The sequence below is a fragment of the Rhodococcus sp. DK176 genome (assembly GCF_038447315.2).
Taxonomy (GTDB): domain Bacteria; phylum Actinomycetota; class Actinomycetes; order Mycobacteriales; family Mycobacteriaceae; genus Rhodococcus_F; species Rhodococcus_F jostii_A.
The window spans coordinates 1,734,046-1,759,098 of the sequence record NZ_CP118321.2; the positions used below are offsets into that span (position 1 = coordinate 1,734,046).

General features: G+C 68.6%; 22 protein-coding genes and 1 pseudogene. 12 read left to right on the top strand and 11 right to left on the bottom strand.

What is annotated here, in order from left to right:
- Positions 1-44 precede the first annotated feature (44 nt).
- Entirely contained in the window at positions 45-458 is a 414-nt protein-coding gene (locus PSR88_RS08225; RefSeq protein ID WP_009474311.1) for an ester cyclase, read from the top strand.
- A 68-nt stretch (positions 459-526) separates the two neighbouring features.
- Here the strand turns inward: PSR88_RS08225 and PSR88_RS08230 are convergent, their stop codons facing one another.
- Both PSR88_RS08230 and PSR88_RS08235 read right to left on the bottom strand, forming a co-directional pair.
- On the bottom strand, positions 527-1,621 hold the full coding sequence (locus PSR88_RS08230) for a Glu/Leu/Phe/Val family dehydrogenase (protein WP_016883027.1): 1,095 nt from the start codon (positions 1,619-1,621) through the stop codon (positions 527-529).
- A 6-nt stretch (positions 1,622-1,627) separates the two neighbouring features.
- A complete protein-coding gene (locus PSR88_RS08235) occupies positions 1,628-5,140 on the bottom strand; it encodes an indolepyruvate ferredoxin oxidoreductase family protein (protein ID WP_337464696.1) in 3,513 nt (1,170 codons plus the stop codon).
- A gap of 137 nt (positions 5,141-5,277) precedes the next feature.
- Between PSR88_RS08235 and PSR88_RS08240 the strand changes: the two genes are divergently transcribed.
- A complete protein-coding gene (locus PSR88_RS08240) occupies positions 5,278-5,790 on the top strand; it encodes an Lrp/AsnC family transcriptional regulator (RefSeq protein ID WP_009474314.1) in 513 nt (170 codons plus the stop codon).
- A 23-nt stretch (positions 5,791-5,813) separates the two neighbouring features.
- Complete coding sequence (locus PSR88_RS08245; RefSeq protein WP_009474315.1) at positions 5,814-6,275, top strand: 6,7-dimethyl-8-ribityllumazine synthase; 462 nt, start codon at positions 5,814-5,816, stop codon at positions 6,273-6,275.
- A gap of 66 nt (positions 6,276-6,341) precedes the next feature.
- Here PSR88_RS08245 and PSR88_RS08250 read toward each other — a convergent pair whose 3' ends face one another.
- A complete protein-coding gene (locus PSR88_RS08250; RefSeq protein WP_016883025.1) occupies positions 6,342-6,983 on the bottom strand; it encodes a restriction endonuclease in 642 nt (213 codons plus the stop codon).
- A gap of 191 nt (positions 6,984-7,174) precedes the next feature.
- On the opposite strand from PSR88_RS08250, the gene PSR88_RS08255 reads away from it, so the two are divergent.
- Positions 7,175-8,230: a 2,3-butanediol dehydrogenase gene (locus PSR88_RS08255; RefSeq protein WP_016883024.1), complete on the top strand. Its 1,056-nt coding sequence runs from the start codon at positions 7,175-7,177 to the stop codon at positions 8,228-8,230.
- 3 nt (positions 8,231-8,233) lie between these two features.
- On the opposite strand, the gene PSR88_RS08260 is transcribed toward PSR88_RS08255, so the two are convergent.
- On the bottom strand, positions 8,234-9,745 hold the full coding sequence (locus PSR88_RS08260; RefSeq protein ID WP_016883023.1) for a PucR family transcriptional regulator: 1,512 nt from the start codon (positions 9,743-9,745) through the stop codon (positions 8,234-8,236).
- A gap of 121 nt (positions 9,746-9,866) precedes the next feature.
- Here PSR88_RS08260 and PSR88_RS08265 point away from each other — a divergent pair, with 121 nt between their 5' ends.
- From PSR88_RS08265 to PSR88_RS08275, 3 genes are all read left to right on the top strand, one after another.
- Positions 9,867-11,318 (top strand): purine-cytosine permease family protein, encoded by a 1,452-nt coding sequence (locus tag PSR88_RS08265; protein WP_016883022.1) that lies wholly within the window; start codon positions 9,867-9,869, stop codon positions 11,316-11,318.
- Positions 11,311-11,715: a YybH family protein gene (locus PSR88_RS08270; protein ID WP_009474320.1), complete on the top strand. Its 405-nt coding sequence runs from the start codon at positions 11,311-11,313 to the stop codon at positions 11,713-11,715. Before PSR88_RS08265 ends, PSR88_RS08270 begins: the two co-directional genes overlap by 8 nt.
- 128 nt (positions 11,716-11,843) lie before the next feature.
- Entirely contained in the window at positions 11,844-11,996 is a 153-nt protein-coding gene (locus PSR88_RS08275; RefSeq protein WP_016883021.1) for a hypothetical protein, read from the top strand.
- A gap of 9 nt (positions 11,997-12,005) precedes the next feature.
- Here PSR88_RS08275 and PSR88_RS08280 read toward each other — a convergent pair whose 3' ends face one another.
- From PSR88_RS08280 to PSR88_RS08300, 5 genes are all read right to left on the bottom strand, one after another.
- Entirely contained in the window at positions 12,006-13,367 is a 1,362-nt protein-coding gene (locus PSR88_RS08280) for a bifunctional lysylphosphatidylglycerol flippase/synthetase MprF (RefSeq protein WP_037197172.1), read from the bottom strand.
- A gap of 97 nt (positions 13,368-13,464) precedes the next feature.
- On the bottom strand, positions 13,465-13,803 hold the full coding sequence (locus tag PSR88_RS08285) for a ferredoxin family protein (RefSeq protein WP_029539432.1): 339 nt from the start codon (positions 13,801-13,803) through the stop codon (positions 13,465-13,467).
- Complete coding sequence (locus PSR88_RS08290; protein ID WP_016883019.1) at positions 13,800-15,395, bottom strand: FAD-dependent oxidoreductase; 1,596 nt, start codon at positions 15,393-15,395, stop codon at positions 13,800-13,802. The genes PSR88_RS08285 and PSR88_RS08290 overlap by 4 nt, the downstream gene beginning before the upstream one ends.
- Before the next feature lie 142 nt (positions 15,396-15,537).
- Entirely contained in the window at positions 15,538-15,966 is a 429-nt protein-coding gene (locus PSR88_RS08295) for a pyridoxamine 5'-phosphate oxidase family protein (RefSeq protein WP_009474325.1), read from the bottom strand.
- A gap of 1 nt (position 15,967) precedes the next feature.
- Positions 15,968-18,877 (bottom strand): FAD-binding and (Fe-S)-binding domain-containing protein, encoded by a 2,910-nt coding sequence (locus PSR88_RS08300; RefSeq protein WP_016883018.1) that lies wholly within the window; start codon positions 18,875-18,877, stop codon positions 15,968-15,970.
- A 57-nt stretch (positions 18,878-18,934) separates the two neighbouring features.
- Between PSR88_RS08300 and PSR88_RS08305 the strand changes: the two genes are divergently transcribed.
- Both PSR88_RS08305 and PSR88_RS08310 read left to right on the top strand, forming a co-directional pair.
- Positions 18,935-19,684 carry a DUF998 domain-containing protein gene (locus PSR88_RS08305; protein ID WP_011594585.1) on the top strand — a complete coding sequence of 250 codons (750 nt, stop codon included), beginning with the start codon at positions 18,935-18,937 and terminating at the stop codon, positions 19,682-19,684.
- Positions 19,685-19,719: 35 nt separating this feature from the next.
- A complete protein-coding gene (locus PSR88_RS08310) occupies positions 19,720-20,502 on the top strand; it encodes a DUF427 domain-containing protein (protein WP_016883017.1) in 783 nt (260 codons plus the stop codon).
- A gap of 2 nt (positions 20,503-20,504) precedes the next feature.
- Here the strand turns inward: PSR88_RS08310 and PSR88_RS08315 are convergent.
- A pseudogene (locus tag PSR88_RS08315) lies at positions 20,505-21,518 on the bottom strand (LLM class flavin-dependent oxidoreductase); the annotation flags it as partial.
- Positions 21,519-21,681: 163 nt separating this feature from the next.
- Between PSR88_RS08315 and PSR88_RS08320 the strand changes: the two are divergent.
- The gene (locus PSR88_RS08320) at positions 21,682-22,338 is read left to right on the top strand and encodes a helix-turn-helix domain-containing protein (RefSeq protein ID WP_016883015.1); all 657 of its coding nucleotides are present in this window, start codon (positions 21,682-21,684) and stop codon (positions 22,336-22,338) included.
- A gap of 3 nt (positions 22,339-22,341) precedes the next feature.
- Positions 22,342-23,205 carry an RNA-guided endonuclease InsQ/TnpB family protein gene (locus tag PSR88_RS08325; protein ID WP_016883013.1) on the top strand — a complete coding sequence of 288 codons (864 nt, stop codon included), beginning with the start codon at positions 22,342-22,344 and terminating at the stop codon, positions 23,203-23,205.
- On the opposite strand, the gene PSR88_RS08330 is transcribed toward PSR88_RS08325, so the two are convergent.
- Positions 23,186-23,383, bottom strand: a complete 198-nt coding sequence (locus PSR88_RS08330) for a hypothetical protein (RefSeq protein WP_011594589.1) — start codon at positions 23,381-23,383, stop codon at positions 23,186-23,188. The genes PSR88_RS08325 and PSR88_RS08330 overlap by 20 nt on opposite strands.
- A gap of 93 nt (positions 23,384-23,476) precedes the next feature.
- On the opposite strand from PSR88_RS08330, the gene PSR88_RS08335 reads away from it, so the two are divergent.
- Positions 23,477-24,988: an ATP-dependent DNA ligase gene (locus tag PSR88_RS08335; RefSeq protein WP_016883012.1), complete on the top strand. Its 1,512-nt coding sequence runs from the start codon at positions 23,477-23,479 to the stop codon at positions 24,986-24,988.
- Positions 24,989-25,053: the final 65 nt, after the last annotated feature.

Here is a 25,053-nt window from a genome sequence, read left to right on the forward strand (position 1 = left end):
CATGCTAACTTGGAAATTCCAAGTTAGCGAGAGGCAAGGAAGCCATGTCTGCACAACACGGAGTTCACGCAGTCGAGAATTTCTGGGCCCGGGTGTGGCAGTCACCCCAGGACCCCCATGCGATCGACGAGCTCGTCGTCGACGACTTCGTCATCGTCACCGGTGGAGAGGCGATCCGCGGCCGGGACGCCTTCAAGGAATGGGTGCTGAAGTTTCAGTCGACCGTCGAGGACCTGGAGTTCATCCCCGTCGAAACGTTCCAGAACGAGGACGGTTCCCGCGTCGCGTCGCTGTGGGAGATGACCGGCCGCAATCGCGGATTCATGGGCACCGAGCCCGACGGGCAACCCATTCACCTGACGGGCACCGCGGTGTGGAACGTCCGCGCCGACGGGATGCTCGAATCCAACCGCGTCGAGCGCAATGCCTGGGAGCTGCACCGGCGGCTGACGGCCTAGGCGCTTCGCGCCCGTGCGTGGTTAACGAGTGCAGAGACTCGTTAACCACGCACGGGCGGCGGAGCCGCCTACCTGGCTGCAGCGATGCGGGCCTCGGCGACGGCGTCGGCTGCGGCGCCGGCGAGGATGCCGTCCCGCTTCGCGACGTCGAGGATCTGTACGACGGTGGCGAAGATCTTCTCGACCTGCGCGCGGACGTCGTCGGCGGACGTGCCGAGCCGCTCGCCTGCGACCTGGATGAGTCCGCCGCCGTTGGCGACGTAGTCGGGAACCCAGGTGATGCCGCGTTCGCCGAGGTCGTGCTCGACCGCGGGGTGGGCGAGCTGGTTGTTCGCGGCCCCGCAGATCACCTGGGCGGTGATCGCGGCGACGGACTCGTCGGTGAGCGTGGCGCCCATCGCGCAGGGTGCGTAGATGTCGAGTTCCTGGCCGATGACGCTGGACGCGATCTTGACCTCGGGGAAGTCGCGGGCCACCCGGTCGAGTGCGGCGGCGTTGACGTCGGTGGCGACCACCGACGCGCCGTCGGCGAGCAGAAGCTTGATCAGCTGGTAGCCGACCTTGCCGGTGCCCTCGACGCCGACGGTGCGGCCGGCGAGGCTCGCGGTGCCCCACTTGGCCTGGGCGGCGGCGCGCATGCCCTGGAACACGCCGAGGGCGGTCATCGGGGCGCTGTCGCCGGACCCGCCGGCGGACGTGTTGCGTCCGACGACGTAGTCGGTGGCGCGGCCCATCACGTCGAGGTCGTCGGAGTTGGTGCCCACGTCGCCGGCGGTGATGTACCGGCCGCCGAGTGTCTGAACGAACCGGGCGTACGCCTCGAGCAGCGCCTCCGACTTTCCGGTGGCCGGGTCGCCGATGATGACGGCCTTACCGCCGCCGAGGTCGACTCCGGCGATCGCCGACTTGTAGGTCATGCCCCGCGACAGGCGCAGGACGTCCTTGAGGGCGGCGGCTTCGTCGGCGTACGGGTAGAAGCGGGTTCCGCCGAGCGCCGGCCCGAGGGTGGTGTCGTGGATCGCGACGATCGCCTTGAGTCCGGTGGCGGGGTCCTGGAAGAACGTCACCTGCTCGTGGGCGGTGTCGGTGGGGAAATCGGTGCGCTCGAACACTCCAGCGTTTTCGGGCTGTGCGGTGTCGTGACGTTCCGCGGTGAGAGTCATGTCTTCTCAGGACCTTTCCGGAGTGGTGGCAATCGTGATGGTGGAGGTGTCGACGCCGAGTTCGGCGAGACGCTGGAGGTAGACGGTGACGTTGCGCAGTTTCACGTCCTCGTAGCCCCGGACGAGGTCGGGGGTCGCGGCGATCAGCGTTGCGGTGTCGTAGGTGTCGGCGGAGAGGTCGGCGACGAGGCGGGTCACCGTGGTCTCGTAGTGTGCGAGCAGCTGACGCTCGAGGCGACGAACCTTGGCGTAGCCGAAGGGGTCGAACGCGGTGCCGCGCAGGAACTTCGCCTTGGCAAGCGTCTTGAGTGCGACGTGCGAGCGGGGGCCGAATCCGATCTTGGTCTTGCGGCCCATGGCCTTGAGGACGGGCGGGTGCAGCTTGTAGGTGAGCTTGCCCGCGCCGGGGACCTCGCCGGCGGCGGCGTCGAGGAACGCCTGGTCGGTGAGCATCCGGGCCACCTCGTATTCGTCCTTGTAGGCGGTGAGCTTGTGCAGGCCTGCGGCGACGGCCTCGCTGAACTCGGTCCGGCTGCCCAGCTCGCGTTCGGCGTCCCATGCCTGCTGCACCAGGGCGATGTAGCGGGCGGCGACGCGGTCGCCCTGGAAGGCAACGAGGTTCGCGGCGCGGCGTTCGGTGAGCTCGAGCGTCGTGCCGTCCAGGGTGGATCCGGCGAACAGGTGCGTCGGGACGACGGTGTCGCTGCGCTGCGGCACGGCGGCCGAGCTGGTGGCGGCGAGGAAGGCTTCCCGGTCGGCGACGGCGACGCGTCCCCAGTGGAACGCGGCCTTGTTGGACTCGACGGCCACGCCGTTGATCTCGAGGGCCTCCTCGATGAACCGGGCGGGGACGGGCAGTCCGCCGGCCTGGTAGGCCGCGCCGACCAGCAGGAAGTTGGCGGCGGCCGTGCTGCCGAACAGTGCGGTGGCGGCGGCGAGCCCGTCGATCGCGGTCAGTTCGCGGGCTGAGACGTCGAGACGCTCGAGCAGCTTGTCCTCGTCCGGGTAGCGGACGGCGGGGTCGTAGACCATGTCGCCGGTCGGGGTCTGGCTGGTCGACGCGACGGTGATGGTGCGCTCGGAGCTGCCGAAGCCGGCGTACTTGGCGTCGGCCGCCGTCAGCAGGTCGAATGCGAGGACGCAGTCGGCGGTCGCGGGGCTGATCCGGTTGGACGGCGCCGAGCTTCCCGACCGCGTCTTCTGATCGCTGAGCCGCAGGTGCGACGTGACGGGCCCGGCCTTCTGGCTGAGACCGGTCTGGTCGAGTCCCTCGACGTGCAGCCCGGCGCGCAGCGCGGCCATGCCGAGCACCTGGTTGACGGTGACGATGCCGGTACCACCGACGCCGGCCATGAACAGGTTGTGCGTTCCGGTCCACACGGCGGGGTCGGGGTCGCCGACCTCCGGCGGAACCGGGATCTCGCGCAACGTCTTCGGTGCGCCTTCCTCGGGCAGCTCGACCGTCACGAACGACGGGCAGTCGCCCTCGAGGCAGGAGTAGTCGGTGTTGCAGCTGGTCTGGTCGATCTTGGTCTTGCGGCCGAATTCGGTGTCGACGGGCTGCACGGACAGGCAGTTGGACTTGACGCCGCAGTCGCCGCAGCCCTCGCAGACGGCCTCGTTGATGACGACGCGGGTGCGGCGGGCGGGCAGCTTGCCGCGCTTGCGCTTGCGGCGGGCCTCGGCGGCGCACTGCTGGTCGAAGATCAGCACGGTGACGCCCTCGATGTCGCGGAGGACGCGCTGCGCCTCGTCGAGGCGGGTCCGGTCCCACAGCAGCGTGTTGGCGGCGAAGTGGGCGCCCTTGTGCCGCTTGGGATCCTCGGCGCACACGATGATCTGCTTGACACCCTCGGACGCCAGCTTGTGGGTCAGTTGAGGCACGGTCAGCCCGGCCTCGGCGTCCTGCGCGCCGGTCATCGCGACGGCGGAGTTGTAGAGCACCTTGTACGTGATGTTGACGCCGGCGGCGACGCACGCCTGCACGGCGAGCTGACCGGAGTGGAAGTAGGTGCCGTCGCCGACGTTCTGGAACATGTGCTTGACGTCGCTGAACGGGGCCTGCCCGATCCACTGCGCACCCTCGCCGCCCATCTGGGTGAGCATCGTGACGGCGCTGTCGGTGCGGCCGGACATCGTGACCAGAGTGTGGCAGCCGATGCCGCCACCCGCGATCGATCCCTCGGGCACCGCGGTGGAGCGGTTGTGCGGGCAGCCGGAGCAGAAGTACGGGGTGCGCGACGTCGGCAGGACAGTCAGCTCGAGACGCGGCGGCGGGGCCGGTGTCAGCGCGACCCGGTCCTTGAGGACGCGGCGCAGCGGTCCGGTGAGCCGGGCGGCGGTCAGTTCGCCGTCGACGGGGATCAGGTTCTTGCCCTGCGCGTTCTTCTTCCCCAGCACGGCGGGTGCGCTGGCGCCGCCGTAGAGGATGTCCTTGAGCTGCGACTCGACGAACGGCATCTTCTCCTCGACGACGAGGACCTGCTCGACGCCGTCGGCGAGTTCGCGAACCTTGTCGGCGCCCAGCGGGTAGGGCATGCCGACGCGGAGGATGCGGATGCCGGCGTCCTCGAGCTGGGAGTCGCCGAGCCCGAGGTCGAGCAGGGCCTGGCGCAGCGAGTCGTAGGCGGTGCCGACGGCGGCGATGCCCAGCCACGCGTTGCGCGGGTTCACCTCGATCTTGTCGATCTCGTTGGCGGCGTTGAACGCCTCGACCATCGCCCAGCGCGGCCCGTACAGGTCGGCCTCGGCGTAGACGCTGTCGGGCGGGGACGCGAGCACGCGCTGCCGGTACGACCACGGCTTGCCGTTCCACTCGATCTCGGGGAGCACGATGTCGAGGTCGGCGAAGTTGCGGTCGAGGGTCCAGAGTCCGTCGGCCACGTCGGCGACGATCTTCATGCCCGACCAGCAGCCGGAGATCCGCGACAGCGCCACACCGTAGAGGCCGAACGTGATGACCTCCTCGGCGTTGCGCGGGAAGAACACGGGCATGCCCATCGCGGCCATGGACCGCTCACTGGCGCAGGGGATGGTGGAGGACTTGGCGTTGGGGTCGTCGCCGACGAGGACGAGGACGCCGCCGCGGGCGTTCGCGCCGTACATGGCGGCGTGCCGGATGGAGTCGCTGGCGCGGTCGAGGCCGGGGCCCTTGCCGTACCAGACGCCGACGACGCCGTCGTGGGTGCGCTCGCCCTGCGGGAGGTCGACCTGGCTGCCCCAGACGGAGGTCGCGGCGAGTTCCTCGTTCATGCCGGGCACGAACTTCACGTCGTGGTCGGTGCTCAACGTGGGGATGGCGGCGATGGTGCGGTCGAGGCCGGCGAGGGGGCTGCCCTGGTAGCCGGAGACGAACGTCGCGACGTTCAGTCCCGCGCGGCGGTCGCGTTCGTGCTGCTCCACCAGCTGGCGGGCGATGGCCTGGACACCGGTCATCAACACCGGGCCCGAGTCGGCCCGGTATCGGTCGGCGAGATCAAAGGATGCTGCACTGGTGCGAGCGTCGTCTAGCTGAGTCATCTGCGATTCCCGATCCGTCGCGTTGAGCATTTCGTGAGCTTGATCCTGTATCTGGTCTAAGATTTGGTCAACGCAAATCGGATCAACTGATCAGTTCACGCAACAGGTGACGGTCGTCACTTCCCGGAGGTACCAAAGTGCTCAGCATCGACAAGCTCGACGTGCAGTTGCTCGGACTGCTCGGCCAGGACTCACGCATGAGCGTGGCCGAACTCGCCAACTCGCTGGGCGTCGCCCGCAACACCGTGCAGTCCCGGATGAAGCGCATGGAGACCAGCGGACTACTCACCGGCTTCCGCCCCAACCTCGACCTCGCCGAGGTCGGGATTCCCATCCAGGCGTTCGTCGGGCTCGAACTCGAACAGGGCAAGCTCACCGCCGTCGGCAACCGCCTCGTCGACCTGCCGGAGGTCATCGAGATCCACGCGACCACCGGCCGCGAAGACCTGCTGGTGCGGGTGGCCACGTCCACGCACGCGGAACTTCAGAAGTTGCTCGAGAAGATCGCGAACCTGCCCGGCATCACGCACTCGACCACCACGATCGCGCTGACCAGCCCGCTGCCGTACCGGATTCAGCCGCTGCTCGAGCACCTCACCGACGACTCCGGGTGGGGCCGGTCCACGGCACTGCCCCGTTCACAGCGCTAGCACCGGTGCAGTAGTTTCAGACCATGAGTGAGAGTCAGGGACGGATCGCGTTCATCCAGGCCACGTGGCACCGCAACATCGTCGACCGCGCACGCGAGGGCTTCACCGACGAGGTGACCACGCTGGGGTATTCGAAGGACGAACTGGACTTCTTCGAGGTGCCGGGCGCGTTCGAGATCCCGCTGCACGCACGCCGCCTCGCCCTCACCGGGCGTTACGACGCCATCGTCGCCGCTGCGCTCGTCGTGGACGGTGGCATCTACCGGCACGAGTTCGTCGCGACCGCGGTGATCGACGGCCTCATGCGCGTGCAACTCGACACGGACGTGCCGGTGTTCTCGGTTGTGCTGACGCCGCACCACTTCCACGAGCACGACGAGCACCTCAACTACTTCCACGACCACTTCGTGAAGAAGGGCGCCGAGGCCGCTCGCGCCTGCGTCGCCACCGTCACGTCGCTGAAGTCGCTGCCGACCGCGAACTGAGATTCGCCCACTCCGAACCGCAACGAGAAACCACCGTCAGTACGGACTGACGGTGGTTTCCTCGTGTTATCGGTCCTTCGCGTGCCGGTGCTGGACGTAGAGGAGCCAGAACACCGGTGCGCCGACGACGGCGAGGATCGTCGCGAACACCCGCAGCCCGACGTTCCCTTCGCCGAAGGGGGCGATCGTGAGGACAATCGTGCAGACGACGGCGCCGAGGAGTTGCCAGTGCGCGCCGAAGAAGCCTGCGACCATCGCCCATGCGTTGCGGGCGACGATGCGCGCCGGCGACTCGGGCTCCGGTGGGGGCGGCGGGGACGGGGCCACCGCAACCGTCGAGTTACGCGCGGCGGCCACCAGTTTCGGGGCGTGGGCGCCGACTGGCGGGGTTTCGCCGTCGGGCTCGCACCGGAACAGGGCGATGCCCACCGTGTCCGCGTAGTCGACGGCCTCGTCGGTGTATCCGGGGCCGGAGAAGTACAGGAGTTTCCGGGCGTGGCTGGTTCCGCGGGTGCCGTAGAGGTTCGCGAGGTCTGACTTGCCTGCACTGCCGCCACGCCACTTCACCTGCGCGTACGCGCGTGACGAGTAGACGTCGATGCCGCCGTCCGCGCCTCCGAGTAGCGCTGTGGCGTCGCCGTAGCCGAGCTTCTGCATCTGCTCGGCGGCGTTGATTTCGGCTTCAGCCGCCGTGCGTATGCGTGCCATGCCTCACTCCCCCAGATCGAACCAGTCTTTCCCCTCGAAGGTACCCGCAGATCCGGTCAAACCAGCTATCGGCCGGTGAACGTCACACCGGCGCCACCGAATTGCAACACACTGCAACTCTTCCCGCCCCCGGCCGCGCGACCGTACCGTTGCCCGAATCAGCACATTCACAATGTAGTGAGGGCGGATTCATGAGGGCAGCACGCTTCCACGGCCGACGCGACATCCGGATCGACGACATCCCGGAGCCTGAATTGCGGCCGGGCGCGGTGAAACTCCGGGTCGCGTGGTGCGGCATCTGCGGCACCGACCTCCACGAGTATCTGGAGGGCCCGATCTTCATCTCCCCGCCGGGGCATCCGCATCCGCTGTCGCACGAGAACGCGCCGGTGACGATGGGCCACGAGTTCTCCGGGACGGTCGAGGAGGTCGGTGAGGGCGTCACCGATGTCGCCGTGGGTGACAACGTGGTGGTGGAGCCGTACTTCGTGTGCAACGAGTGCGCGTCCTGCAAGGCAGGCAACTACCACCTGTGTACGAAGATGGGTTTCATCGGATTGGCCGGTGGCGGAGGCGGACTCAGCGAGAAGGTGGTGGTCGACCGCCGGTGGGTGCACAAGATCGGCGACATCCCGCTCGACGAGGCGGCCCTGATCGAACCGCTGAGCGTCGCGCATCATGCGGTCGTCCGCAGCGGGGCCAAGGCCGGTGATGTCGCGCTCGTCGGCGGCGCGGGGCCGATCGGACTCCTGGTGGCCGCGGTCCTGAAGGGCCTGGGTGTCACCACGATCGTCACGGAACTCAGCGACGCCCGGAAGCAGAAGGCCCTGTCCAGCGAGGTCGCGCATCACGTGATCGACCCGTCGTCGGAGGACGTGAGGGCCCGGGTGCTCGAGCTGACCGACGGTGTCGGCGCCGACCTCGGGTTCGAGTGCGCCGGGGTCAACGCTGTCCTCGACACCCTCCTCGACGCCGTCCGGCCCGCAGCGGTTGTGGTGAACGTGTCGATCTGGGGAAAGCCCGCGACGGTCGACATGCAGAAGCTCGTCCTCAAGGAGATCGACCTGCGCGGCACCATCGCCTACGTCCGCGATCACGAGGCGGTGATCGAGCTGGTGCGCCGCGGCGTGATCGACCTGGCCCCGTTCATCACCGGCCGGATCGAACTCGACAACCTGGTCTCCGAGGGCCTCACGACGTTGATCGAGCACAACGACACGGCGGTGAAGATCCTGGTCCGGGCGTGACCGTCAGTCGGGTTCGTCCGTCGACGGTGTCACCGCCCTGGCCTTGAGCGCCAGCCACAGCTCCATGCGATCGTCGGCCTGGTCGAGGTTCCGCCCGGTCAGCGCCGCGATCTTGTCGATCCGGTTCCGGACGGTGTTGCGGTGCACGGAGAGGGCGGCCGCCGCGGGGTCCCAGGCCCCGTTGGCTCGCAGCCATTCCTCGAGCGTTCGCTGAAGTTCGACGCGTTCGCGCGGCTCGAGCTGATCGAGGGGTGCGAGGACAGCGGTCGAGAAGCCGCTGAGCACGTCGGCCGAGCCGAGTCGCAGCAGCAACTGCACCGTCTCGCCCTCCTTGGCGTCGACGGCGCGGCCCAGGCGGGCACTGACGGCGACGAGGGATCGCGCCTGCATCGCCGACACGGCCAGCGCGTCCACCGGAACCAGGGCGCCGATCCCGATGGCGCATCCCTCCGCGACGCCCGACAGCAGGTCCGCGAGCCCGGCGACCTCGGGGTGCGCGATCTCGATGTCCGAATTGCGCTGTCTCAGGACGGAATCCGGAAGGACCGAACCGATCCGGACGGTGAGGTCGGCCAGCGCCTCGGGAGTGGAGCGCACGACGGCGATCTGCAGGGGATCGCGGGACAGCCCGATGCCGGCCGCGATCTGATGTGCGCGCTCGCGCCGGAGTCCGGGTCTGAGCAGCTGCGCCAGCGCCGCCGCCCGCCGCTGCCGCTCCGGTTCGCCGGCCACGTGGCGGCGTTCGAGTTCGAGCGACAGCAGCGAGACGAGAACATTGGACGCGTGCCGCAGCGCGCTGTCCGCCGACCGCTCGAGCACGACGAACGCGAGCGGGTTCTCGATGCGCACGGGGTGCAGTTCGAGTTCCCGCCGACCGGCGCCGCCGAACGCCGTCCAGCCCTTCGCGCGGGTGGTGTAGCGACCCACCTGGTCCTGAGCGTCCTGCAGGAACGCCGCATCGACGCCGTCGGAGAGTTGGACCACCCCGCCCGACGCGTCCAGCACCGCGCAGAGGGAGCCGCTGACGGACCGCCACGTGTCGAGCAGTCCGCTCAGGGGCGACGGTCCGGCCGCGACCGCCGTGAGTTGATAGCTCAGTTCGATGGCGTCCTCGAGGGCGCGCTTCTCCTCCTCGGCGATCCGGGAGAAGATCCATTTGGTGATGGCGATGAACGGCACCGAGTCGGGGGCGATGAGCAGCGGGACACCGAATTCACGCGCCGCCGCGACGAGCGGCGCCGGTGGCGCCTGGTAGGGCAGCCCGTGCCCCAGACCGAGGCACAGTGCGGCGACCCCGCCCGCGACGCAGTCCCGGACGTAGTCGCGGCATCCGGATTCGGTGGTGGGAAGCATCAGGCCGACGGTCATCAGCAACTCGCCGCCCTGCAGCCAGTCCCGCGGACGCGTCAGTTCGGACACGTGCGCTGCGGTGATGGGGTTGTCGACTCCCGCCGTCCCGCTCATCGACGTGAGCCGCAGCGTGGGGGCGGACAGGACGTCCTGGACGGTGATCACCGGCGACCTCTTGTACGAATTGCCCAACCGTAATAGACGAACTGTACATCTCGCCTCTGGTGCCGGGGCGGCGAAGTGCGCAGAGTGGTGATCAGAGCCACAGCACCTCCTAGGAGTTTCAGTGTCAGATCACCCCGGCGACACCGCCGCGACCCTCGGTGGCACCATCGAGAACCGCTCGATCGACTACGTCCCCGAGGACGAACGTCACGGGAAGGTCCGCGACCAGGGCCCCTTCTGGTTCGTCGGAAACTTCCAGCCCTTCACGGTGGCCATCGGCTTCGTCGGCCCCGCCCTCGGCCTGTCGCTGGGCTGGACGGTTGTCGCGGGCATTCTCGGCATCTTCTTCGGAACGTTGTTCATGGCGTTCCACGCGTCGCAGGGACCGGTGCTCGGACTCCCGCAGATGGTGCAGTCCCGCGCGCAGTTCGGCTATCGCGGTGTCGTCCTCGCGCTCCTCGGGACGTTGTTCACGTACGTCGGGTTCAACGTCGTGGACGTCGTCATCATCAAGGCGGGCCTGCACAGTATCTTCGGGTGGAACGCGGCCGTCATCGCCGTCGTCATCACCGCGGTCGCCACTCTGCTCGCGATCTACGGTCACGATCTGCTGCACCTGTCGTTCCGTGTGCTGTTCTGGCTGTCGCTGCCGCTGTGGGCCATCCTCACGTGGGGTGTCGTGTTCGGGCACGCAGGCGGCGACGCGGGCGCGGCGACCGGCGGGTTCACCCTGCTGGCGTTCATCGCCCAGTTCAGTGTCGCGGCCTCCTACAACATCACCTACGCGCCGTACGTGTCGGACTACTCGCGGTACCTGCCGCGCAACACGCGGACGTCGGCCATCGTGTCGGCCGTGTTCCTCGGCGCCTCCGCGTCGCCGGTCTGGCTGATCCCGGTGGGTGCGTGGATGGCCACGCGCCTCGGAGCCACGGATGCGCTCGCCGGCATCCACGACGCCGGCAACTCGGTGGTCCCGTTCCTCGGCAGTGTGCTCGCCCTCGTCGCGACGCTCGTGCTGGTGGCCACCATGGGCCTGAACGCGTACAGCGGCATGCTCACCGTGATCACCGGCATCGACTCCTTCCGGAAGGTGACCCCGTCCCGCCGGATCCGGGTGGTGACTGTCCTCGCGCTGGCCGCGGTCTGGCTGGTGCTGAGCCTGCTGTTCACCGATTCGACGACCGTCCTGAACACGACGCTGCTGATCATGCTGTACCTCCTCGTGCCGTGGACCGCCGTCAATCTCACCGACTTCTTCTTCGTACGCCGCGGGCACTACGCCATCACCGACCTGTTCACGCCGGACGGGCTGTACGGAATGTGGTCGTGGCGGGGCATGACGGCCTTCTTCGCCGGCATCGTCGCGTCCGTTCCGTTCATGGTGCTGCCGTTCTACGTCGGACCGATCGCCGCGGCCCTCGGTGACGTCGACGTCGCGTTCGCGGTCGGACTCGCCGTGTCGGGGATCGTGTACTGGGTCCTGTCCCGGTCGCTGGACCTCGACACCGAGGAACGGTTCATCGAAGACAGCGAAGCCGCACTGGCAGTCGAGGAGACCCCGGCTCATGGCTGACACGACGACGGCAGACGTCCAGCACGCGATCGACGCGCTGATCCGGGCGTTCGGCGAGCACGACACGACCGCCTACTTCGAGGCGTTCAGCCCGGACGCGACGTTCGTCTTCTACACCCACCCGGTGCCGCTGCCCAGTCGCGAGGCCTACCGCGACCTGTGGACCGAGTGGGAGTCGGACGGGTTCCGCGTCCTCGCGTGCCTTTCCAGCGAGCAGAACGTCACGTTCCCGGCCCCGGATGTCGCGGTGCTGACGCATCGGGTCGGCACCACCGTGCGGGATTCGACGGGAACGGTCGAGCTCGACGAACGGGAGACGATCCTGTTTCGGCGGCGCGAGGACTCGGGCTGGATCGCCGTCCACGAGCACTTGTCGCCCCAGTCGATCACAGCCTGATAGCTGACAGATAGCTGGCCCGAGGTGGACCGCGTCACATCAGGATCCCGTGGAGTTGCGGAGGCAGACTCCTGACGGTGTACTGGTCAGTAAACCTGCCCGGCTCGGCCTATCGCGAAGGTGCACAGATGACGGACGAACGGCCCGGCAAGAATCAGACCCCACCGGACAAGGCGACGCGACCGACACCGAAGGAGGCGACCCCGGACGTCTCCAAGACCGATCTCGCGGCCGTCGTCGACGCGCTCACCGCGACGAACGAGAAGAATTTGGACTTCTGACCTCGCGCCTCAGGCCCGCTCCCGGTGCGGCACGAACTCGAACGTCAGGCACGCGAACGCCACGGGCAGCAGGTAGCGGAAACGCAGGAGGACGTATCGCCGGTTCCCCGTGGAATGGAACTTGCCGAGGTAGCGGTACAGCGACTCGAGCGAGATCAGCACGTCGCCGAGGTGCAGGACACGGCGGAAGAGCCGCGCCCCCGCGCCGGGTGCGTCGGGGGCGAGGAGTTCGGGGAACGCCGCGAACGACAGCGAGACGTATCGCGCACCGGTGTGCTCCGCGTACCGGATGACGTCGACGGTCATGCGTTCGTCGGTGCCGTTCGGCGCGCCGTCGCCGCGCCACGGAACGTCGAGACTCAGTTCGCGGGCGGAATCGGCGGTGCCGTAACGCTGGAAGGCGACGGCCCGCCCGGTGGAGTCGCGCGCGATGACGAGCAGAATGCCGGGGAGTGCGCCGTCCAGCAGGTGGTCGAGGATCATCGAGAACCCGCGGCGCTGATGTCCGGCGCGGGCGACCTCGACGATGTCCGACAACTCCCGGCGCGTCGGTTCGTCGAGCGCGGCTTCCGGGACGATCTCGGTGGTGAGCCCGGCGTTGTGGGTGCGCTGCACGGCCTGCCGGAGGTTGCGGAACTTCCTGCCGTGCAGGGTGAAGTGTCCGACGTCGATCACCACGTCACGGCCGATCGGGACCGCCGACAACGGCTTTCGGGTGTCGCCGCCGAACTCCCACAACCGGGCGACGCGCTCCCCCGCTCCGAGCACGGCGACGCGCCAACCGCGTTCGGCCGCGAACTCGGAGAACTCGTCGAGGAGGGCGCCGAATTCGAGCGCGTTGCCGATGGGATCGCCGGAGACGACCGCTATTCCGGATCGCGCCCGGTAGGCGATTGCCGCGGTGCCCGACGCGTTGAAGTAGTACGACTTCGCCGAATTGAGGGCGAACGGCGACAGCGGATCGTCCGTGGTCTGCTGGATCAGCGAGAAGACGCGGGCACGGTCCTCGGGTTGCGGCACACTGCGCACCGGCAGCATCAGGACGGGTCCGGTGGCCACGAGGAGGAGAAATCCCGGAGTCGAATGTGCGCTCGTGTACGCCACATCCGCGGCGGCCACGAACAGCACCGCCGCCGCCGAATGGGTCATGGTGACGGGCCGGCGCAGATGCAGTCCCCGGGCCACCAGCAGGACGGCGATTCCGGCCGCGACCATCCACGTGCGAACGGGCCCCGACCGCCCGGCCATCCACATGAGCACGAGGCCGACCACGACGGTTGCGCCGACGAGCGCCATCCGCGCCGCGGGCGATTCGGGCCGGTACACCCGCAGCCCGGGCACGGTCATCGGTGTCGACTTCGAATTCTGCATCCGCACCCCTGCCCCAGGTGACGACTGTTCCGGTGCCTCCAATCTAGCGGCTCCGCCGCCCGTGAGTGGTTGACGAGTCCCTGCACTCGCTACGCACTCACGAGTGCAGCCGTGGCGGCGGTGCCCCGTGCGGCAGGGACGGCCCGACCGCCGTGAGTGAGCCTGCGGTGCGCCCCTTCCCCCAGCCGAGTTTCTCGCGGTACCGGCCGATGTGGTCCTCGGGGATGTTCTGCCCGTCGACGAGCGGCGTGGACTGCGGGTCCACGTACAGCGCGTCGACCGGGCAGTACGCCTCGCACATGAAGCACGTCTGGCAGTCCGATTGCCGCGCGATCACGGGGATCCCGGTGTCGGTGCGGTCGAAGACGTTGGTGGGGCACGCGTCGACGCACTTGTCGCAGCCGATGCACGCCTCGGCCAGCAGCACCTCGATCACGAGGCCACCCGCAACAGCCCACTGTGTGCCGCGCCGGTCGCAGTCCACACGTCGTCCAGCCCACCGGTGAGCACATGGTGGTGCTGCGCCGGGTCGAGGTCCGGGTAGTCGGCGCGCTTACTCATTCCGCGGGTTTCCGTCCGCGCGAGCGTCGAGTGGTACATCCACCGGCCCACCGCGGTGATCGCCGCGGCCTGGCGGGCCCGGACACGTTCGTCGCCGGAGTCGCCGCCGAGGCCCAGCGACAACGCCGTCCACAACGACTCCAGCTCGTCGAGCGCACCCTGCACCCGCACACCGTCCCGCAGATAGTTCTTCTCGTACGGGATGAGTTCGGCCTGCGCGGCCGCGACGACCGCGGACGCCTCCAGCCCCGACCGCCCCGTGGGCCGCAGTCCTGCCCGGCCGGCGGGACGCAGTTCGCCCGCCCGGACCCGACGTTCGGTTAGCGCGAACCGCGCGGCCCCCGTGCCCGCCCAGCTGCCGGACGACATCGCCCACGCCGAGTTGTGGCTGCCGCCGCCGGTGAAGCCGCCGCAGATGCGTTCGCGGGTGGCGGCGTCACCCGCCGCGAACAGGCCGGGGACGGATGTGGCGCAGGTGTCGTCGACCACGTCGATGCCGCCGGTTCCGCGCACCGTCCCCTCGGCGAGCATGCTGACCTCGAAGCGGTCGGTGAACGGGTTGATGCCGCGCCGGTCGAATTGCAGGAAGAAGTTGGGCTGGCCGAGTCGCATCTGGCGCTGCACGTCGTCGTCGGCGCGGTCCAGCTGGGCGAACACCGGCTCGGACAGCAGCGTTTTCGCGATCACCGAGCGTCCCTTGGTGGAGCCGGCGCCCTCGAGGACGCGTCCGTCGGCGTGGAAGAACGTGGCGTAGCCGTAGTAGGCGGTCTTGGTGATGGTGGAGTTGGCGGGGACGATCGCGTACGCGTTGGAGAATTCCATGCCGGAGAACGTCGCGCCCACCTCGGCGGCCATCAGCGCGCCGTCGCCGGTGTCGACGTTCGTGCCCAGTGCGCGGGACAGGAACGCGCAGCCGCCGCTCGCGATCACGACGGCGCCCGCGGTGATCCGGTAGTCGCGGTCGTCCTGGCGCTGGTAGCCCGCCGCGCCGCGCACCTGGCCGTCGGCGTCGACGAGCAGTTCGAGGGCCGGCGAGTGGTCGAGAATCCGGACGCCCGCCTTCTTCACCCACGCCCGCATCCGCCGCATGTATTCGGGCCCTTGGAGTCCGGTGCGGATCTGCCTGCCGGTGTCGGGGTCGACGGGGAACGGGTACCGGCCTTCCTCGGCGAGGAGGTTCATGTTCGCGTACGTCTGGTCGAGAACGCGGTCCATCCAGTGGTGATCGGCGAGATGGCCACCGAGCGTTTCGCGACTGGCCTTGGCCTTCGCGCGCGCGGACGGGTCGGGGTCGACGTACCAGACACCGGTGCCCGAAGGCGCGGTGGCGCCGCTGGTTCCGCAGTACCCCTTGTCGACGAGGACGACGTCCACCCCGGATTGCCGTGCGCGCAGCGCGGCCCACGTTCCTGCGGGGCCGCCGCCGATGACGAGGACGTCGGTGCTCAGGTCGAGAAGTTCGGTCATGAAGGGCGCTCCTGTCGAGGCGGAACAACTGCCCTTCAACGCTTCCGCACATCGGCCCACGCCGCCATCGTCAGAATCAGCGTGAACCGAATCGCCCGTGAGCGGTTAACGAGTCCAGGGACTCGCTAACCACGCACGGGCGCTACGCGCCTTTGCCGTAGTCGACGCTCAGCCAGTGCTCCGGCCGCATACGGATGACGATCGCGCTGTCGTCGTAGGCCTCCTCCACGAAACTGTCGACCTCCTCGGCGGGCAGGTAGCGGGTGGCGAGTCTGCGGACGACGTCGGCGGTGGGTGATTCGTCGAACTCCGCCGGACCTTCGACGCTGACGTACCGGTACGGCGGCTTCTCGTCCTGGGCGACGAGGCTGAAGCGGCCGGCGGCGCGGATCAGCCGCTCTTTCAGCGACCCGCGTCCGGTCCAGACGTAGACGTGGCCGCCGGGTTCGTAGCCGTACCAGATGGGCACGGCGAGCGGTGCCCGCCCGTCGCGGTCGACGGCGATCACCCCCACGTGTACGTCGGCGAGGAACTTCTCGCGCTGTTCACTGGTCATCGACAACTGCGACATGTCAGTCTCCGCTCTGGTGTTCGGGTTTCGACGGTGGTGCGGGGTCGAGCAGCTGGGCGAGGTGTTGCGACGATCGGGTCGGGTCGAGTTGCCGTACCTGCATGTGGCAGCTGAATCCGTCGGTCAGCACGACTGCGTCTTCGGGACTGTCGCGCAGTGCGGGGGCGAGTGCCTGTTCCGCCACCTGCATGCTGAGGTCGTAGTGGTCGGCCTCGAACCCGAAGTTTCCTGCGACGCCGCAGCATCCGGTGGCCTCGCGGACGCGTTCGACGCCGACCGCCTGCAGGGCCTTCCGCTGGCCGGCCGCGCCGAACACGGCGTATTCGTGGCAGTGGGTCTGCACGGTGACGTCCTCGGGCAGCGCCACGCTCGGGGTCCAGCCTGCCTGGGCGCGCTCGAGGACCGCACCCGCGAAACTCTGGACGCGGGCGGCTACGCGTCGTGCGGCGTCGGTGTGGACGAGTTCGGGCAGGTCCTTGCGGAACGCGGCGGCGCAGCTCGGTTCGAGGACGACGATGGGGCGGTCGGTGCCGTCGTCGAGGAGTTCGGCCGCCTTGGCGAGGGTCTTCTTGGCCTGCTTCAGCTGTCCGGTGGAGATCCAGGTGAGCCCGCAGCACACGTCGCTGCGACACTGGGAACTGAGTCCCGCCTCGGCGAGTACCCGCGACGCGGCGCCGACCACCTCGGGGCGGAATCCGCGGGTGAACGTGTCGGCAAGCATCACGACGTCCGCGGTGCCGTTCTGTGAGGTCTCCCCGACCGCGCGCCGGATCTGCTTGCGGGACGCGAACTCCGGCATCGACCGGTGCGGGGTGAGACCACCCAGTTTTGCCGCGACCTTCGCCAGCCTGCCCGCGGTGAGCCGATTCACCACGGGGGCGGACCGTTCGGCGATCTTCAACCATACCGGCAGCCACCCGAGGGAGTAGTGCGACAGCGGACGCATCCGGCCGCGGTAGTGGTGGTCGAGGAATTCGGACTTGTACGTGGCCATGTCGACGCCCACCGGGCAGTCGGTGGAGCAGGCCTTGCAGGACAGGCAGAGGTCGAGGGATTCCTTGACGTCCTCGGAGCGCCATCCGTCGGCGACGGTCGGCGAGTTGCGGACCATCTCCTGCAGGGCGCGGGCCCGGCCGCGGGTGGAGTCTTTCTCGTCGCCGGTCGCGCGGAAGCTGGGGCACATCACCCCGCCGGTCGAGGCGCGGCAGCGGCCCACCCCGATGCACCCTTGGACGGCGTGGACGAACGGTGCGACGGGGACGTCGCTGGTGGGGGTGAGGTCGAAAGTCGTCTGCCACGCCCGCGGGTTCACGCCGTCGAGGGCCAGGCTGCCCAGCAGCGGTTCGGGGTCGACGATGCTGCCCGGGTTCAGCACGGCTGCCGGATCCCAGAGCCGCTTGAACTTCGCGAACGCCGCCATCATGGTCGGGGTGTACATGATCGGCAGCAGCGCCGACCGTGCGCGACCGTCGCCGTGCTCCCCCGACATCGATCCGCCGAACCGCACGCACAGTTCCGCGGCGCGGTGGATGAACCGCGACATGACGTCCCGGCCCTCCTCGGTGCGCTGGTCGAAGTTGATGCGGATGTGCATGCAGCCGGCGCCGAAGTGCCCGTACATCACGCCGGTGAGCCCGAATTCGGCGAGCAGGGCCTTGATGTCGACGAGGTAGTCGGCCAGCTGGTCGGGCGCGACGGCGGAATCCTCCCAGCCCGTCCAGGATTCGCCGCCCTCGACGAGTCGGGCCGACAGTCCGGCGCCGTCCTCGCGTACCCGCCACAGCGACGCGCGTTCCGCCGGGTCCCCGACCACCCGCGAGTCGACGAGCCGCCCGGCCGCCCGCAGCTTCGAGACCAGTTCGGTGCCGCGCAGTTTCACCTCGTCGAGGTCCTCACCGTCGAGGTCGACGTACAGCCAGGCCTCGCCGTCGGGCAGCCCGACAACGGAGTCGGCGCCGCGCAGGTGCCGCATGGTGTCGACGATCGCCGAGTCGATGCCTTCGATCGCGGCGGGCGAGTACGCGAGGATCAGCGCGTTGTCGCGGGCGGCGTCCACCAGGTCGCGGTATCCGAGGCACAGCAGCATGGCCGCGGGCGGCACCGGCACCAGCGCGACGGTCGCAGCTACGATCACCGCGCACGTCCCCTCGCTTCCCACCAGGGCGCGGGCCACGTCGAAGCCGTTCTCGGGCAACAGGTTCGCTAGGTGAAATCCGGATACCTGCCGCGGGATGCGGCCCAGCTCGAGGCGGAACTCGCCGAGATGCTCCTGCGTCAGCTCGTCGAGTCCGGCGGCGATCCGTTCAGCCTCGCTCGCCGCAGATGAGTCTTCCGGGTCGGTGGCGCGCAGTCCGTCGCGGGTGGCGGTCAGCCGGTGCCCGTTCGCGGTCACGAGATCGAGTGCGACGACGTGATCGGACGTGCGGCCGTACCGCACGGAGTGGTTGCCGCAGGCGTCGTTGCCGATCGCACCGCCGACGGTCGCGCGGGACTTGCTGGACGGGTCGGGTGCGAAGGTGAACGCGCCGTCCGTCGCCAGTTGCACGTCTTTCTGCAGGTCCGTGAGGACGATTCCGGGTTCGACGACGGCGGTTCGGGCGGACGCGTCGACGGCCCGCACCTGATTCATGTGCCGGGAGAAGTCGAGTACCACTCCCCTGCCGATCGCGTTGCCCGCGAGTGACGTACCGCCACCCCGGCTGGTGATGGGGATGCCGCGGTCGGTGCAGGCCCGGACGATCGCCACCACGTCGCCGGCGCTGCGTGGAAATGCGACGGCCAGCGGCGGCACCCGGTAATTGGAGGCGTCGAAGGAGTATTCGGCACGCCGCCGCGATCCGGTGTCGAGGTCGATGCCCAGCTCGGCGAGCTCGGCGTGCAGGTCGGCGGCGGGACGTGTCAGCTCAGCCACGCGTCGATCTGTCCCGTCTCGTCGGAGTCAGCTACCGGAATTCTCGTCAGCGGGGCCATGGCTACATGGTCGAGCCGCTCCCGAAGATTGTCAACAATCCTCTCGGTGAGCCGGGTACGGTTCGGAGGGGTGAGCGTCGTGCGAACGCCTTCACCCGCCCAGCGTCTGTTGGCTGTGCGGGTCGGAGCCACGGCCTGGGTGCTCATCGCCCTGTATTTCCTCGCGGAGGTCGTGACCGCGCGCGCCTGGCCGCGGCCGTACGAGGTGCGGACCAATTCGGTCAGCAATCTGGGCGTCACGGGTTGCGACGGCTCCGCGGCCCAGGTCGCGGCCGCGCGACTCTGTTCGCCTCTGCACACGGTGATCAACAGCGCCTTCGTGATGACCGGGGTGCTCATCGTCGCGGGGGCCGTGGGCCTGCGCGAATTCCTCCCGCCGGGACGCGTGCGCCGGGTGGCGTTGACGTTGCTCGCACTGGCCTCCGTCAGCGCATCACTGACGGGCGTCGTGCCCGTCAACGTTGACGCTCACCTGCACCAACTGGTCGCGACCCCGACGTTCGTCGCGCGCAACGCCGCGATGATCGTCATCGCGATCGCGCTCCACCGGCGATGGCGCGTCTTCGCGCTCTGGACCGGTCTCTGCTGCCTCGTCGGGGTCGTCGGGATGGCGGCGATCCTCCTCCCCGGCGCGCCGTTCGGCATCACCGAACGCCTGGCCCTCTATCCGTTCACGGTGTGGGTCGTGACCGCCGGTGTCGCGGCGCTCCGCACCCGTGCGTGGTTAACGAGTCCAGAGCCTCCTTAACCCCGCACGGGGCGCCGAAGGCGCACCATGGAGTGATGTCCACAGCTCTCACGCATGCCGCCGCCACTCAGCAGTTCGCGGAGAACGGCCGCATCTCGATCGAACCCAATCACAAGCGCATCCGGGTGTTCTTCGGCGGTCAGGCGGTCGCCGACACCACCCGTTCGGTGTACCTGTTCGAGAAGGGTCACCTGCCCGTCTATTACATTCCCCGCGACGACGTGAACTTCGACCTCCTCGAGCCCGTCGACGCGACCACGACCTGCCCATGGAAGGGCAAGGCCCGGTACTGGGATCTCGTCGTCGGCGACCGTCGCGCGGAGCAATCCGTGTGGGGTTACGACGCCAAACTGGAGGATTCCCTCGACCTCAGCCCGTACGTCGCGTTCTACTGGCACAGGATGGACGCCTGGTACGAGGAGGATCAGCAGGTGTTCGTCCACGCCCGCGACCCGTATGTCCGCGTCGACGTGCTGCCGTCGTCCCGGCACGTCGAGGTGTTCGTCGGCGACACGCTCGTCGCCGATACCGTCCGCCCACGACTGCTGTTCGAGACGTCGCTGCCGGTGCGCTACTACGTGCCCCGCATCGACGTGCGATCCGAGTTCTTCACCGCCTCCGACACCAGGACGTCCTGCCCGTACAAGGGGACGGCGTCGTATCTGTCGTTCACCGGGGCGGACGGCTCCGACCCCGTCGAGGACGCCGCCTGGTTCTACCCGTTCACCACCGCGGAGGCGTCGGGCATCGACGACCACGTGTCGTTCTACCCCGACCGCGTGCGGATCGTCGTGGACGGCACCGAGGTGGAGAACTGATGTCAGTCCCGAGGAGGCAGCGGGGGTAGTTCCAGATTGTCCCGGAACGTGTCGCCCACGTAGTCGTTGCCGACGATTCCGCGACGCCGCAGTTCGGGCAGCAGACCGTTGACGACGAAGTCCCGGGTCCGTTCCTCGGCGAGCCCGCCGAGGGAGATGACGTCGAGGACACCGGCGTCGTAGCGTTCCTGGACGGCGTCGGCGAGTTGTTCGGGTGTTCCCGCGACCGCCCAGTGGCCGGTGTCCTTGGACGCGATGATCAGTTCGCGCAGGGTCCGCCCGGACGCGGCGAGCCGGCTGAAGATTTCGACCCGGCCCCGGCGGCGGTTCACCGACCGGACGTCGGGCAGGACGCCGGCCGGGATCGGCTTGTCGAGCGGCAGCCCGGACAGGTCGACGTCGCCACCGAGCATGTCCTCCAGCCGGATCCGGCCGGCGTCGAGGTCCGTCGCCTCCTCCTGTTCCCGCACCAGCCGGCGCACTTCTTCCTCGGACGCGCCGTAGGTGGCGTGGAAGGAGCTCATGATCAGCGGCAGCCCGTCGGCGCGGCCCAGTTCGGCGGCCCGCGCCCGGATGCTCTTGGTGTAGGTGACGGCGTCCTCGAGGGTCGGCAGCGACGTGAACACGACCTCCGCGAACCGGGCCCCGAATTCGACGCCGGCCGCGGATTGGCCGGCCTGGAACTGCACGGGACGACGCTGCGGCAGCGGCGGGATGTTCAACGGGCCCTTCACCGTGAAGTACGTGCCCGCGTGGTCGATCGGGCGCACTCGATCGGCGTCGAGCGTGGTTCCCCCGGCACCGTCGGAAGTGAGCGCTCCGGGTTGCCAACTGTCGAACAAGGCGTTGATCACCTCGAGGGATTCCGTGGCGCGGGCGTAGCGTTCCTCAGGGCTCGGCAGGTCGCGGTCGCTGTAGTTCTCCTCGCTGAGTGACGACGTGACGGCGTTCCAGGCGGCGCGACCGTTGCTGACGTGGTCGAGGGTGCCGAACAGCCGCGCGAGGTTGTACGGGTTACCTACTTTGTCGGCGCAAGGTCGTACCCTGCTCGTGTTGGCCGACGATGGGGGTGGTTGATGATCTGGTGCGGGAGATGACCGGGGTGATGAAGTCGCTGTGTGCGCCCGCCTGTACGGGTAGCGCAGTGCCCGTCACCGTGCTGCCGCCGCCGTGGCGCCCATGAGGGCCACCGCGGTATTCGCGGATCGGACTGCCGACATCGCTGCGCCGGATCCGTCCCGAAAGGTGATCCGGGCGTTCGTGTACGTCCTCGATCCCACGCCGGAACAGGTCGAGGCACTGCGGTCGCACTGTGGGGCGCAGCGCTTCGCCTACAACTGGGCACTGTCGCAGGTGAAAGCGAACCTCGACCAACGGGCGGCGGAACGCTCCTACGGTGTTCCCGAGGCGGAGCTGACCCCGGCGATGTCATGGTCGGCGTACAGCCTGCGCAAACACTGGAACACCGTCAAAGACGACATCGCTGTCAACCCTGAGACCAGGCAGCCGTGGTGGCCGGAGAACTCGAAGGAGGCCTACAGTTCCGGGATCGCGAACTGTGCTGCAGCCCTGTCGAACTGGTCCGATACTCGGTCCGGGAAACGTAAAGGCTCGATGGGGTTTCCCCGATTCAAGAGCAAACGGGCGGCGCTCTCCTGCCGGTTCACTACGGATGCTTTCGGGTTGGTCACCGACGGCGGTGACCGCCGTCATGTGAAGTTGCCTCGGATCGGGGCGATCCGGACGTGTGAATCCACCCGCAAACTGGCCCGCAAGACGATCGCCGGGTCGGCTCGGATCCGGTCGGCGACCCTGTCGTACCGTCGGGGCCGGTGACAGGTGTCGTTCTCCGTCGAGACCACGCTCCCCGCCAGGGCACTCCCACCCACCGGTGCCGCCGCGGTCGCCGATCGTGGTGTGGGCGGTTCGTTAGTCGGAGTCGATGTGGGGGTCAAACACCTCGCTGTTCTCTCGACTGGGGAGATGATCGAGAATCCGAAACATGCACGGAAGCAGGCGAAAAAACTTCGTCGTCTGGAGCACCGCGCATCGCGGCGGGTCGGCCCGGATCGTCGCACAGGTCAACAGCCCTCCCGGCGGTGGCAGCGCACCCAGGACCAGATCCGGGCAGTGCACACCCGCATCGCCGCCGGACGCTGCGATCACCTGCACAAACTCACCACTCGGTTGGTGCGGGACTTCGATACCGTCGTTGTCGAAGGTCTCAACATCGCGGGAATGACCCGATCCGGTGGCGCCTACAAACGCGGGCTGAATCGGGCCCTACATGATGCGGGGCTCGCCGAGATCCGGCGACGACTGGCCTACAAGACCGAGTGGACCGGCACCGGACTGCATGTGGCGGATCGTTGGTATCCGTCGAGTAAGACCTGCTCGAACTGTCAGGTAGTGAAAGCCAAACTGCCTTTGAAGGTTCGGGTGTTCACCTGCGATGCGTGCGGTTACCGCGCTGATCGTGATCACAACGCTGCCCTCAACCTTGCTGCCCTCGCAGCGGTTGTTGACGGTTGTGCGTCTTCGGCGAGTTGCGGACGAGACGTAAAAGAAGCCCGACAGAAACCAACCATAAGACCCGCCACTCGGCGGGCTGACGGTATCGCTGCGGGAACACCACACAGTGGTGAACGTGGCCGGGGTAACCCGGACACTCATGCCGAGTGCACTAAACAACACTCAGCGTGAACGGTGGTGGAACGTGGTGGTCTCGCGGCGCGTCGAACTTGTTCGCCTCGGCGATCTTCGCGATCTCGATCGACGACGCGACGGTCGACTGCTGCGGATCGATGGCGGCGGCATAGGTGCTCACGGCGCCGCTGACTCCCGTGACCGTCTTCAGCGGCCGGCGACGTGGGGTGCTCATCGTCGATAGCCTAGGAACGACGGCCCGGTCCGCCCAGCGTTTCGATCAGGCGGATTCTGACCGCCTGCGGGACGTTCCGGTTACCGTCGGGGTGTGCTGTTCTCGCAGATCGTCGCGACGTCCCGGGACGTGGGGGCCACGCGGTCGCGCAAGGTGAAGGTCGGGGCGCTGCGCGAGGTCCTCACCCAACTGGAGCCGGCCGAGGTGGAACCGGTGGTGGCGTGGCTGTCCGGGGAGCTTCGGCAGGGCCGGATCGGGATCGGCTGGCGGACACTCGCCGACATTTCCGCCACCCCGGCCGACGTCCCGTCCGTGACGGTGTCGGACCTCGACGGGACCGTCAACGCCGTCGCCGGGATCTCCGGTTCCGGATCCGCCGCCCGCCGACGCGAACTGCTCGCGGACCTCTTCGCCCGCACCACCGCCGACGAGCGGGACTTCCTGCTGCGACTGCTCACCGGCGACCTTCGCCAGGGTGCGCTCGAGGGAGTGATGACCGACGCGATCGCGGCGGCCGCCGACCTTCCCGTCGAACCGGTGCGCCGGGCGTTCATGCTGTCGGGACGCCTTCCCGCGACGGCGGTCGCGGCGTTCGACGGCGGCGTCGACGCCCTCACCGCGTTCCGGTTGGAGGTCGGTCGTCCGGTCCGGCCCATGCTGGCCTCCCCCGCCGAATCACTCACCGACGCGTGGACCGAACTCGGCGGCGACGTCAGCGTCGAATACAAACTCGACGGCGCGCGCATCCAGGTGCACCGCAACGGCGACGAGGTGCACATCTTCACCCGCACCCTGCGTGAGATCACCGGCAGCGTGCCGGAACTCGTCGAACTCGTCGCCGGCCTGCCCTGCACGTCGGCGGTGTTCGACGGGGAGACACTGGCGCTCACCGACAGCGGCCGGCCCCGACCGTTCCAGGAGACGATGAGCCGCTTCGGCGCCGAGTCCGCCCGCGACCTGCTGCTGCACCCCTACTTCTTCGACTGCCTGCACCTCGACGGCGTCGACCTTCTGGACGCGCCGCTGGAGGAGCGGCTGGCGGCCCTGGAACGCGTTGCCCCGCAACACCGCATCCCCGGGCTGATCCGCCCCGACAGCGACGGCGCCGCAACCCATTTCGACGACGCCCTTGCCGCCGGGCACGAAGGGGTGATGGTCAAATCGCTCGCCGCACCGTATGCGGCGGGACGACGCGGCCGCGCCTGGCAGAAGGTGAAACCGGAGCACACGCTCGATCTGGTGGTGCTCGGCGCCGAATGGGGTTACGGGCGACGCACCGGCTACCTGTCCAACCTGCACCTCGGCGCACGCGACCCGGACGGCGGCGAACCCATCATGGTGGGCAAGACGTTCAAGGGCCTCACCGACGCGCTACTGCAGTGGCAGACGGACGAATTCCCGCGCCACGAACGCGACCGCGACGATCACACCGTGTACCTGCACCCCGACCTCGTCGTGGAGATCGAACTCGACGGCGTCCAGGTCAGCACGCGTTACCCCGGCGGCCTCGCGCTGCGATTCGCGCGCGTCCTGCGCTACCGCCCCGACAAGACTGCCGCCGAAGCCGACACCATCGACGCCGTGCGGGCCCTGCTGCCGGGTTGACACCGCCCCGCTCGTCCTGCGCGGCGAGCGTGTGCGCGGTAACCTCCCCGGCACAGATAAGGACG